Origin of the sequence: Pseudomonas sp. NFIX10 (assembly GCF_900111955.1) — a bacterium.
Lineage (GTDB): Bacteria > Pseudomonadota > Gammaproteobacteria > Pseudomonadales > Pseudomonadaceae > Aquipseudomonas > Aquipseudomonas fluorescens_AA.
On sequence record NZ_FOKH01000013.1, the window covers coordinates 53,936 to 65,951 of the forward strand.

The 12,016-nt window shown below is 63.2% G+C and carries 11 protein-coding genes; 5 read left to right on the top strand and 6 right to left on the bottom strand.

Annotation, left to right across the window (positions count from 1 at the left end):
• Nucleotides 1–205 precede the first annotated feature (205 nt).
• The 6 genes from BM321_RS14255 to BM321_RS14280 all read right to left on the bottom strand — a co-directional run bounded on the left by BM321_RS14255 (nt 206) and on the right by BM321_RS14280 (nt 6,278).
• Nucleotides 206–1,885, bottom strand: coding sequence for a methyl-accepting chemotaxis protein (locus tag BM321_RS14255; RefSeq protein WP_092442899.1), 1,680 nt, complete (start codon nt 1,883–1,885; stop codon nt 206–208).
• Between the two features lie 229 nt (nt 1,886–2,114).
• Entirely contained in the window at nt 2,115–3,431 is a 1,317-nt protein-coding gene (locus BM321_RS14260; protein WP_175534926.1) for a Na+/H+ antiporter family protein, read from the bottom strand.
• A gap of 249 nt (nt 3,432–3,680) precedes the next feature.
• On the bottom strand, nt 3,681–4,994 hold the full coding sequence (locus BM321_RS14265; protein WP_092331407.1) for a sensor histidine kinase: 1,314 nt from the start codon (nt 4,992–4,994) through the stop codon (nt 3,681–3,683).
• Nucleotides 4,991–5,659: a response regulator transcription factor gene (locus tag BM321_RS14270; protein WP_053123507.1), complete on the bottom strand. Its 669-nt coding sequence runs from the start codon at nt 5,657–5,659 to the stop codon at nt 4,991–4,993. Before BM321_RS14270 ends, BM321_RS14265 begins: the two co-directional genes overlap by 4 nt.
• Nucleotides 5,659–5,970, bottom strand: coding sequence for a PepSY domain-containing protein (locus tag BM321_RS14275; protein ID WP_092331410.1), 312 nt, complete (start codon nt 5,968–5,970; stop codon nt 5,659–5,661). The genes BM321_RS14270 and BM321_RS14275 overlap by 1 nt, the downstream gene beginning before the upstream one ends.
• The gene (locus BM321_RS14280; protein ID WP_092442901.1) at nt 5,970–6,278 is read right to left on the bottom strand and encodes a PepSY domain-containing protein; all 309 of its coding nucleotides are present in this window, start codon (nt 6,276–6,278) and stop codon (nt 5,970–5,972) included. The genes BM321_RS14275 and BM321_RS14280 overlap by 1 nt, the downstream gene beginning before the upstream one ends.
• A 233-nt stretch (nt 6,279–6,511) precedes the next feature.
• Here BM321_RS14280 and BM321_RS14285 point away from each other — a divergent pair, with 233 nt between their 5' ends.
• From BM321_RS14285 to codA, 5 genes are all read left to right on the top strand, one after another.
• Complete coding sequence (locus tag BM321_RS14285; protein ID WP_092442902.1) at nt 6,512–7,591, top strand: hypothetical protein; 1,080 nt, start codon at nt 6,512–6,514, stop codon at nt 7,589–7,591.
• A gap of 83 nt (nt 7,592–7,674) precedes the next feature.
• Nucleotides 7,675–8,031: a 6-carboxytetrahydropterin synthase QueD gene (queD, locus tag BM321_RS14290; RefSeq protein ID WP_025212792.1), complete on the top strand. Its 357-nt coding sequence runs from the start codon at nt 7,675–7,677 to the stop codon at nt 8,029–8,031.
• Between the two features lie 180 nt (nt 8,032–8,211).
• Nucleotides 8,212–9,042 (top strand): alpha/beta fold hydrolase, encoded by an 831-nt coding sequence (locus tag BM321_RS14295; protein WP_092442903.1) that lies wholly within the window; start codon nt 8,212–8,214, stop codon nt 9,040–9,042.
• Nucleotides 9,043–9,321: 279 nt separating this feature from the next.
• Entirely contained in the window at nt 9,322–10,593 is a 1,272-nt protein-coding gene (codB, locus tag BM321_RS14300; RefSeq protein WP_092442904.1) for a cytosine permease, read from the top strand.
• A gap of 12 nt (nt 10,594–10,605) precedes the next feature.
• On the top strand, nt 10,606–11,853 hold the full coding sequence (gene codA / locus BM321_RS14305; RefSeq protein WP_092442905.1) for a cytosine deaminase: 1,248 nt from the start codon (nt 10,606–10,608) through the stop codon (nt 11,851–11,853).
• The last annotated feature ends 163 nt before the right edge of the window (nt 11,854–12,016 follow it).

The window sequence follows — 12,016 nt, forward strand, 5'->3', positions numbered from 1 at the left end:
CGTCAGATCAACCAGTATTCATTTGACTGGCACACCGCTATCGCGAGCAAGCTCGCTCCCACAGGGTTTTGTTGTGTTTGCGCCTGTTGATACCGGCAGGAACTGCCGAAGGCTGCGATCCTTCTTTCCCGATAAGACCCGGTTGCCCAGGTGAAAACATCTGGATCGAGAGCAAAAGATCGCAGCCTTCGGCAGCTCCTGAGGGTCAGATCCGGAACTGCCCCACCAATTTGCCCAGGCGCTGGCCCAGATCGGCCAGGCTGCGGGAGGTCTGGGCACCGAGTTGGGTTTCGTCGGCGACGCTGTCCACCGCCACGGCGATCTGATGCACACTGCGGTTGATTTCCTCGGCCACCGCGGTCTGTTCTTCGGCGGCACTGGCGATCTGGGCGTTCATCGAGTTGATGGTGCCGATCAACTGCGCCATGGTGTCCAGGGACGCCCCGGCCTCGTTGGCTTGCGCCGACGTGCCATCGCCCGCCTCGCTGGAGCGACGCATCGCTTCCACCGCCGCGTGGGTGCCTGATTGCAGACGGTCGATCATGCCCTGGATTTCCTGGGTACTCTGCTGGGTCCGGCTGGCCAGGGCCCGCACTTCATCGGCCACCACCGCGAACCCACGCCCCGCCTCGCCGGCACGCGCGGCCTCGATGGCGGCGTTGAGGGCCAGCAGGTTGGTCTGCTCGGCGATCGAGCGAATCACCCCGAGCACACTGACGATCGAGGCCACGTCCTGCTGCAGGCTGTCCAGGGACACGCCGCTGCTGCGGATATCGTTCACCAACGCATGAATCTGTTGGATGCTGCTGGCCACCACGCGCTTGGCGGATTGGCCTTCTTCGTCGGTCTGCTGGGCCGCGACGGCGGCGCCCTGGGCACTGCGGGCGACTTCCTGGGCAGCCGAGGACATCTCGTTGATCGCCGTGGCGACCTGATCGGTTTCGTGGCGCTGGCGTTCCATGGCCTGCTCGGAGCGCTGGGCCTGCTCGGAAACTTGCGTCACCAGGCCGGTCAGTTGCGAAGTCATGTCGGTGATCTGCCGTACCAGGCTATGGATCTTGTCGACGAAGCGGTTGAACGAACCGGCCAGTTGGCCCAGCTCGTCCTGGCTGGTGATGGTCAGCCGACGGGTCAAGTCCCCCTCGCCCGCGGCGATGTCGTCGAGGTTGTCCTTCATCAGGTGCAGGGGACGCAGGATCGTGTTGGCGAGCACCAGGCCCACCACGGCAATCACCAGCAACACCACCGCGGCGATCCCGACGATGCTCAAGATCACGCCTTGCAGGCGATCGTGGACCTTGGCCTCCACCAGTGCCACCTGGGCTTCGATGCCGTCCAGGTTGACCGAACTACCGACCGCGAGGTCCCACTTGGGCAGGTATTCGGTGTAGCCGAGCTTGGGAACCAGGTCCTTGCTGCCGGGCAGTGGCGAGCTGTATTCCAGATAATGCGTTCCGTCCTTGGCGACTTTCACCAAGTCACGGTTGACGTAGACACCGTTCGGGTCGCGGTTGTCCTTGAAACTCTTGCCCACGCCATCGGGGCTGTTGGCCTTGAACAGACGAATGGTCTCGGAGTCGTAGCCGAAGAAGTAGCCGTCCTTGCCGTAGCTGATATTCGACAGCAGCTTGATCGCCTGGGCACGCGCCTCGTTATCGCCAGGCGTGGCGGCATCGTAGAGCGGCTTGATCGCGGTAAGGCCCACCGCCACGTAGTTCTGCAGCGTGGCCTTGGCCTCGCTGAGCAGGCGCTCACGGGTCTGCTGGACTTCTTTACCCGCTTGTTCCTTCAAGATGAAAGCCGTGGTCAGGCTGATGATCACGGCGGACAGCAATACCGGCAGTATCGCAAGGGACAGGACTTTAGCCTTCAGGCTCAGGCGCATGCTGTTCACTCTTGTTGGTTTTATTGGCGTGGTTAGCTGTATTAACGGCACCTCGCGGCAAAACTGTAGGACAAGGTGAGCGGTCCGTTGGCAGGGTCGCTGGGTTTCAAGGGCCTCATCGCGAGCAAGCTCGCTCCCACAGGGTTCGGCGGTGTGCACAGCGCTTGTGTTCACACCGATCCACTGTGGGAGCGAGCTTGCTCGCGATTGAAGCGATTCGGTCTTGAGGCTACAACACCATCGCCGCCACCCAACCAAACGCCAGCAGCGGCAGGTTGTAGTGGATGAAGGTCGGGACCACGGTGTCCCAGATGTGATGGTGCTGGCCGTCGATGTTCAGGCCGGAGGTCGGGCCCAGGGTCGAGTCCGAGGCGGGCGAACCCGCATCGCCCAGGGCGCCGGCGGTGCCGACGATGCAGACGATCGCCAGCGGGCTGAAGCCCAGTTGCAGGCACAGCGGCACGAAAATCGTCGCCAGGATCGGCACCGTGGAAAACGACGAGCCGATGCCCATGGTCACCAGCAGCCCCACCAACAACATCATCAGCGCGCCGATGCCCTTGTTGTGGCCGATCCAGGCCGCCGAGGTTTCCACCAGGCCCTGGACTTCACCGGTGGCCTTCATCACTTCGGCAAACCCTGAGGCGGCGATCATGATGAAGCCGATCATCGCCATCATCTTCATGCCTTCGGTGAACAGGTCGTCAGTCTCGCGCCAGCGCACCACACCCGATACCGAGAAAATCAGGAAGCCGACCAGGGCGCCAATGATCATCGAGTCGACCAGGAGCTGGATGGCGAACGCCGCGACAATCGCCAGCCCCGCCACCAGCAGGGTCATGGGGTTGTAGCGCACCGCCACCTGCTCGACCCGGGCAATCCTCTTCAGGTCGTAGACACGTTTCTTGCGGTAGCTGAACAACGACAGTAGCAGGCCGAACACCATGCCCAGGGCCGGGATGCCCATGGCGTGGGTGACGTTGATGCCGCTGATGTCGACGCCGCTGCGGGCGATGTTGGCCAGCAGGATTTCGTTGAGGAAGATATTGCCGAAGCCCACCGGCAGGAACATGTAGGGGGTGATCAGGCCGAAGGTCATGACGCAGGCGATCAAGCGGCGGTCCAATTGCAACTTGGTCAGCACGTAGAGCAGCGGCGGCACCAGCAACGGAATGAAGGCGATATGGATCGGCAGAATGTTCTGGGAGGCGACCGCGACCGTCCCCAGCAGGCCGATCAGCACCCACTTGACGCCCGTGCCGCCAGCGGCGTCCTGGCGATCCACCAGGGCCAGGGCTTTGTCCGCCAGGGCGTGGGCCATACCGGACTTGGCAATCGCCACGGCGAAAGCGCCGAGCAAGGCATAGGACAGCGCCACCGTCGCACCGCCACCCAGGCCGGCATTGAACGCCTTGAGCGTCGCTTCAATCCCCAGGCCACCCGTCAGGCCACCCACCAACGCGCCGATAATCAGCGCGATCACCACATGCACGCGGGACAGGCTGAGCACCAGCATGACGCCAACCGCGGCAATTACTGCATTTATCATCGTTACCTCAAAGCACAGCGATGGAAAGCCACCGGACAAAAAGGTCGCGACTTTGCAGCAAGCGGCGGCAAGCTGCAAGGGCCGTGGGGCGGGTTTTCAAATCTCGCAATATTGACCACCACCGCCCCCCCTGTGGGAGCGAGCTTGCTCGCGATAGCAATCTTTCGGTGGCTATCCATGTGGCTGAACTGACGCCATCGCGAGCAAGCTCGCTCCCACAGGATGGGCGGCGCCATGCGGTAGAGATCAGCGCTTGGGCAGCTCGATCACGACCTTCAATCCACCCCACTCGCTGTCGTCCAACGCCAGCATCCCGCCCCAGGTGTCGACGATGTCCCGCACGATGCCCAGGCCCAGGCCGTGTCCATCGGTCTGTTCATCCAACCGCGTGCCGCGGCTGAACACCTGGTCGCGGCGGTCCGCGGGGATGCCCGGGCCGTCGTCCTCCACGGCCAGGCTGAAACCTTCGGCCGTCTCGGTCATGGTCAGGCGTACCTCGGCATCGGCCCATTTGCAGGCGTTGTCCAGCAGGTTGCCCAACAGTTCCAGCAAGTCTTCGCGATCCCAGGGCAGGTGCAGGCCTGGCGGGGCGACGTAGCTCAGGTGCAGGTGGTCACCGTGGATCATGTTCAGCGTGGCCAGCAACCCCGGCAGTTCGGCGTCACAGTCCAGGTGCGCGCCGGGCAAGGCATCGCCGGACAGGCGGGCACGGTTGAGTTCGCGGTTCAGGCGCTGGCGGACCTGCTCCAGTTGATCGAGAAACAGTTTGCGCAGCTCGGGATACGGGTCGAGCTTCTCGTTCGACGCCAGGCTTTGCAGCACCGCCAGCGGGGTTTTCAAGGCATGGCCGAGGTTGCCCAAGGCATTGCGCGAACGCTTGAGGCTGTCTTCGGTGTGGGCCAGCAGGTGGTTGATCTGCGTCACCAGCGGTTCCAGCTCCCGGGGCACCTGTTCGTCGAGTTGCGAACGCTGCCCGCGCTGCAACTGGGCAATCTGCTCCCGGGCCCGGTCCAGCGGACGCAAGGCTCGGCGCACGGTGAGGCGTTGCAGCAACAGAATCAGCAACAGCCCCGCCAACCCGAGCCCGAGGCCGATCTGTTGCATCCGGCGGAAGCTGTCCCGCACGGGTGTGTAGTCCTGGGCCACGCTGATGGAAATCGCCTGGCCCAGCCGCCGATAATCGGTACGCAGCACCAGCAGCTTCTGACCCTCGGGCCCCAGTTGCAGGTTGCTGTGCAGGCCGGGGTGGTCGAGCCGAGGCAATTCCTGGTCCCACAGGGAGCGGGAACGCCAGTGCACATCGGCAAAATCGATGCGGAAGTAATGCCCGGAAAACGGCCGCTGATAGGCCGGCGACAGGCGGCGCTCATCCAATTGCAAGCCCTGCGGGCCGCGCACCAGGGCCACCAGCAGGTTTTCGCTGTCGTTACGCAGCCCCGCTTCCAGGTAGCGCTGCAGGCCCAACTCGAACAACCACAGACTGGTTTGCGCCAGGACCAGGCCGACCACCACCATCACACCGATCAGGCCCAGGCTCAGGCGCCGCTGGATGGATCTCACTGCGCCTGCCCGCCGAACAGGTAACCCTGGCCGCGACGGGTTTCGATCACGCTGCGTCCCAGCTTGCGCCGCAGGTGATTGACGTGGACTTCCAGCACGTTGGAATCGCGCTCGGTCTCACCGTCGTACAGGTGTTCGGCGAGATGGCTTTTGGAAAGGATCTGCTCGGGATGCAGCATGAAATAGCGCAACAGGCGAAATTCGGCGGCCGTGAGCTGGATGTCGGTGCCGTCGCGCACCACACATTGGCGACTCTCATCCAGGTGCAATCCGGCAGCCTTGAGCGTCGGCTGGTTGACCTGGCCATGGGAACGACGCAACAACGCCTGGATCCGCAGGTGCAGCTCCTCAGGATGAAAGGGTTTGGTCAGGTAGTCGTCGGCCCCGGCCTTCAGCCCCTCGATACGCTCGGCCCAGGAACCACGGGCGGTGAGGATCAGCACCGGCGTGGCCAGGCCGCCAGCGCGCCATTGGGCCAACACGTCGAGCCCCGGCACGCCCGGCAGGCCGAGGTCGAGAATGATCAGGTCGTAGGGCTCGCTGCTGCCCTGGTACACCGCGTCGCGACCATCGGCCAGCCAGTCGACGGCGTAACCCTGGCGTGCAAGCCCGGCCATCAGTTCATCGGCCAGGGGCACGTGATCTTCCACCAGAAGCAGGCGCATCAGTCTTCCTTATCTTTGAGTAAACGGCCGGTCTTGGCCTCCAGGTCCAGTTCGCGCACGACGCCGTCGGTGTCCAGCAGCTCGACCTCATAAATATAGACGCCGTGTTTCTCCTCCAGCTCGGCTTCCAGCAGTTTGGCGCCGGGGTGCAGGTCCAGCGCCTGTTGCAGCAGCTGTTCGAGCGGCAGGATCACGCCCTGCTGACGCAGTTGCAGGGCCTCGTCCTGATCCAGGTCCCGGGCCATGGCCAGCGAACAAAACGCCAGCAGCGCCAGCGCCCATCGGCTGCGGGCGCATAAGTTAAGCTTCATTACAGATCCTGATGATTCTTGAGTACCTTGCCGTCGGTGGCGTCCAATTTCAGGTCCCACTCAATGCCCTTCGTATCGCGCAGCTCCACCTGATAAATGTACTTGCCGAACTCTTCGTCAAGCTCGGTATCGGTCAAGGTAGCGCCAGGGTGCAGGGCCAGGGCGGCGGCGTCGAGTTTTTCGAAGGACAGGATGGTACCAGCGTCTTGCAGTTTACGGGCTTCGTCCGCGCCCAGGTCTCGTGCGTGGGCCAGGCTCGTACCAAGGGCCATCAGGGTCGCAATGAAAAAGGCAGTCAGGCGGTTCATGGGTTGTCTCCTTTTTTATAATCTTTCACGGAGGCGACTGTATCGGGGTGAACTTAACTGAAACTGAATCGCCATCATGGAACCCACATCAATAATGTGGGAGCGAGCTTGCTCGCGATGGCGGTGGGTCAGCTTGTAACGATGCAAGATGTGCCGCCGCTATCGCGAGCAAGCTCGCTCCCACAGGGTCTTGTGTCGTTATAATCAGCCGCTTACCCGTATTCGAGACCGGTATGACCGCCATTCACATCAAGTTTCCCGCCCTCACCCTCAAGGCCGGCCCCCGTGCGTTCGGGCGGATTCGCCAGACCGGCCTGAACGCCGCCGACGTCGGCATCCTGCCCGGCGCCGCCGGTGGCCCCAAGGCCCTGGGCATCCAAGGGCTGGACCTGGCGCTGTTCGGCGAATGGCTGCCCGCCGCGCCCCGGGAACGCTCGCTGATCGGGGCCTCGGTGGGAGCCTGGCGCTTCGCCAGCGCCTGCCTGCCGGACGCCGCCGAAGGGATCCGGCGCCTGGGCACCTTGTACAACGAACAAAGCTTCGCCAAAGGCGTGACCATGGCCGGTGTCAGCCAGAGCTCGCAGCGCATGCTCGATGACTTGCTCGACGGCCGCGACACCTCGATTCTCGATAACCCGCGGTACCGGCTCAATATCATGGTCGTCAAGAGCCACGGCCTGCTCGCCCAGGATCATCGCGGTCGGCTGGGCCTGGGGCTGTCGTCGGTGATCGCCGACAACCTGCGGGGTCGTGCCCGGCTGTCGCGGCATTTCGAACGGTTGATCATCCATGATCCGCGCCTGACCCCGCCCCTGCATCCGCTGAATGACTTTCCGTCACGCTTCGTGCCCTTGGCGGCCGGCAACCTGCGCCAGGCCCTGCTGGCGTCAGGCTCGATCCCGATGGTCATGGAAGGCGTGCGCGACCTGCCGGGCGCCGGTGCCGGCACCTACCGCGACGGCGGTCTGCTGGACTACCACCTCGACCTGCCCTACAGCGGCGAGGACATCGTGCTCTACCCGCATTTCACCGACCGGGTCATTCCCGGCTGGTTCGACAAGGGCCTGCCGTGGCGTCGGGGCAACGTCGACCGTCTGCAGGACGTGCTGTTGCTGGCACCGTCCCGGGAATACCTGGCGCGCCTGCCCTACGGCAAACTGCCAGACCGCAACGACTTCAAGCGCTTCATGGGCGATGACCCGAGCCGCCGCAAATATTGGCGCACGGCGATGGACGAGAGCCGCCGGCTCGGTGACGAGTTCCTGGAGCTGACGGCCAACGGTGGCTTGGGCGAGCGTTTGCTGACCCTTTAGTCAGCACGGTCGCGCAACGCCGTTATCAAACTGATAAACTCCGCCGCCTGCCTCGCGACCGCGACCTTAAAGAGCCCGAACCTGTGGAAATCTTCAAAGAATTTACCTTCGAATCCGCCCACCGCCTGCCCCACGTGCCGGAAGGCCACAAGTGCGGCCGCCTTCATGGTCACTCGTTCAAGGTGGCGATCCACCTGAGCGGCGATATCGACCCGCACACCGGCTGGATTCGCGACTTCTCGGAGATCAAGGCGATCTTCAAGCCCCTCTATGAGCGCCTGGACCACAACTACCTCAACGACATCCCAGGCCTGGAAAACCCCACCAGCGAAGTGTTGGCCAAGTGGATCTGGAACGAGTTGAAGCCGTTGCTGCCGGAACTCAGTGCCATCCGCATCCACGAGACCTGCACCAGCGGTTGCATCTACCACGGCGAATAAAAACCTGTGGGAGCGAGCTTGCTCGCGATGACGGCGGCACATTCAACGCCTAGGTGACAGACAGACCGCAATCGCGAGCAAGCTCGCTCCCACAGGCTTGGCTGCCATCACTGTGTTTTCCTGTCCCGGCAGCATTGGCCTATGCTTGCTCCCTGAGCCATTTTCAGGGGAGTATCGAGCATGACCCACTGGCCGCTGGATCAAACCTACGACTTCAACGGACACCCCATCCGCTACGCCATCCAGGGCGATGGCCCGCCGTTGGTGTTTGTCCACGGCACGCCCTTCTCTTCCTACGTGTGGCACCGGATCGCGCCGCTGTTCTTCGCCACCCACCGGGTGCATTACTTCGACCTGCTGGGGTATGGCCAATCCGCGCAACCCGATGCCGACGTGTCCCTCGGGGTGCAAAACCTGTTGCTCGCACGATTGCTGGAGCATTGGCGCCTGGATTGTCCGGACGTGGTGGCCCATGACTTTGGCGGTGCCACGGCCCTGCGCACGCACCTGCTCAACGGCAAGGATTACCGCAGCCTGACCCTGATCGACCCCGTGGCGCTGTCCCCCTGGGGTTCGCCCTTTGTGCAGCATGTCCGCCAGCATGAAGCGGCCTTCAGCGGCCTGCCCGACTACATTCAGCGGGCCATCGTACCGACCTATGTCCGCGGCGCGATCAAACGGGACATCCCGGACGCGGAACTGGCGCCCTACGTGCAGCCGTGGCTCGGCGAGCCAGGCCAGGCGGCGTTCTACCGGCAGATCGCGCAGATGGACGAACGCTACACCCGTGAAGCCGAGGGTCTGTATCCGAACGTGCGCTGCCCGACCCAGATCCTGTGGGGGGAGGATGATCAGTGGATCCCCATCGAGCGCGGCCGGGCCCTGCAACGGATGATCCCGGGGGCACAATTTCACCCCGTTCCAAATGCCGGGCACCTGGTCCAGGAAGACGCGCCGGAAGCCATCGTGGCGGCGGTGTTGCGGTTTCTGTCATTGTCCTCCTCGACCTGAAAAACACTGCACTCCCCCTGTGGGAGCGAGCTTGCTCGCGATGGCGGCATGGCAGTCACCTTGATGCTATCTGACACACCGCTATCGCGAGCAAGCTCGCTCCCACAGGGGATCTGCGTCGACAATGAAATCTGTGTTCCAACTTGAATCACTCGCGCACCGCTTTCGATCCTTGCGCCCACCCAATCCCCTGGATTGTCTATAAATAACCTCGCGATCACTCGTTTGGCACGGCCGCTGCACGCTTGCGATATTCCCCTCATCCGCAAGGACCGCCACATGACTCAGAACGATCCGGGCAACGACTACCCCTTGAGCGAAGTCCCGATGCATGCCCGCAAGGGCCTGGCCTCCACGGCCATGGTGCTGCTGGGCTTCACCTTTTTCACCGCCACGATGTTTGCCGGTGGCAAGCTGGGCGTGGCGTTCGACTTTGCCGAGATGCTCACCGTAATTGTGATTGGCAACCTGCTGCTGGGTCTCTATGCCGCCGGCCTGGGTTACATCGCCTTCAAGAGCGGGCTCAATTCGGTGTTGATGGGGCGTTTCTGTTTCGGCGAGGTGGGCAGCAAGCTCAGTGACTTGATCCTCGGGCTCACCCAGATCGGCTGGTACGCCTGGGGCACGGCGACCGCCGCCGTGGTGCTGGGCAAGTATTTCGAATTGAGCGAGAGCACCGTGCTCGGGTTGATGGTGCTGTTCGGCCTGGGATTCTGCGCCACCGCCTACATCGGTTATCGCGGGCTGGAAATCCTTTCGTACATCGCCGTACCGGCCATGATGTTGCTGCTGATGCTGTCGATGTGGGTGGCGACGGTGAAGGTCGGCGGCTTCGAAGGCTTGCTGGCGGTGATGCCTACGGGCAGCCTCGATTGGTCCACCGCCATCACGCTGGTGTTCGGCACCTTCGTCAGCGGCGCGACCCAGGCCACCAATTGGACGCGCTTCTCCCGCTCGGCGAAGGTCGCGGTGCTGGCGAGCCTGATCGGCTTCTTCCTGGGCAACGGCCTGATGGTGCTGATCGGCGCCTACGGGGCCATCGTCTATCAGCAACCGGACGTGGTCGAAGTGTTGCTGCTGCAGGGCTTCGCCATGGCGGCGATGGCGATGCTGCTGCTCAATATCTGGAGCACCCAGGACAACACCATCTACAACTTCGCCGTGGCCGGTTGCAACCTGCTGCGCACCCGCCGGCGCAAGACCGTGACCCTCTGCGGCGCGGTGATCGGCACGCTGCTGGCCCTGTTGGGTATGTACGATCTGCTGGTGCCGTACCTGATTCTGCTGGGCACCGTCATCCCACCGATTGGCGGGGTGATCATGGCCGATTTCTTCTTCCGCTGGCGCGGCCGTTATCCTCGCCTGGCCGAGGCGCAACTGCCGGCGTTCAACTGGCCCGGGCTGTTCGCTTATGGGCTCGGCACACTCGCCGCGTTCAATTCGCCATGGGTCGCGCCACTGGTAGGAATCGCCACCGGCGCGCTAACGTATGTGTTATTGATCGGCGTAATGGGTACTCGCACCGCTGATACACCTCTACAAGACCTATAAAGGATTCGCCCGATGCACATCATCAACGCCCGCCTGCGCAACCACGAAGGCTTGCATGAACTGCACCTGGAAAACGGCCTGATCGCCAGCATCGCCCGTCAGACCGAAGCCCCCAGCCTCGGCCCGGAAGACCTCGACGCTGGCGGCAACCTGGTGGTCCCGCCTTTCGTCGAACCGCACATCCACCTGGACGCCACCCTCACCGCCGGCGAACCGCGCTGGAACATGAGCGGCACGCTGTTCGAAGGCATCGAGTGCTGGGGCGAGCGCAAGGCCACCATCACCCAGGAAGACACCAGCACCCGCGCCAAGAAAACCATCCAGGCCCTCGCCGCCCATGGCATCCAGCATGTGCGCACCCACGTCGACGTGACCGACCCCGAACTCACGGCCCTCAAGGCCATGCTGGAAGTGCGCGAGCAAAGCCGTCACCTGATCGACATGCAGATCGTCGCGTTTCCCCAGGAAGGCATCGAGTCCTACCGCAATGGCCGCGAACTGATGGAAGAGGCGATCCGCATGGGCGCCGACGTGGTGGGCGGCATACCCCACTTCGAATACACCCGCGACCAAGGCGTCAGCTCGGTGAAATTCCTCATGGACCTGGCCGAACGCACCGGTTGCCTGGTGGATGTGCATTGCGACGAAACCGACGACCCGCACTCGCGCTTTCTCGAAGTGCTCGCCGAAGAAGCCCGCAGCCGTGACATGGGCGCCCGCGTCACCGCCAGCCACACCACGGCCATGGGCTCCTACGACAACGCCTACTGCGCCAAGCTGTTCCGTCTGCTCGGGCATTCGGGCATCAGCTTTGTCTCTTGCCCGACCGAAAGCATTCACCTGCAGGGGCGTTTCGACACCTTCCCCAAACGCCGTGGGGTCACTCGGGTCAATGAACTGCTCGAAGCCGGGATGAACGTGTGCTTCGGCCAGGACTCCATCGTCGACCCGTGGTATCCCCTGGGCAACGGCAACATCCTGCGTGTGCTGGAAGCCGGGCTGCATATCTGCCACATGCTCGGCTACCGCAACCTGCAAAGCGCCCTGGACCTGGTCACCGACAACAGCGCCAAGGCCATGGCCCTGGGCGAGCGCTACGGGCTGGAACCGGGGCGCCCGGCGAACCTGCTGATCCTGTCGGCGGACAGCGACTACGAAGTGATCCGCAGCCAGGGCTTGCCGCTCTACTCGATTCGCAATGGCGAAGTGCTGATGAAGCGGCAGATGCCGGTGGTGGAGTTTGCGCAGCAGCCAGGCTGATTTCCCTGTGGCGAACTTGCTCGCGACGGCAGTAGGTCAGTTGCATTGATGTTGGATGTACTGCCGCCATCGCGAGCAAGCTCGCTCCCACAGGGGCTCTGTGTCGGACACAACATTGATGTCCACTGAAGATCCCTTGTGGGAGCGAGCTTGCTCGCGATAG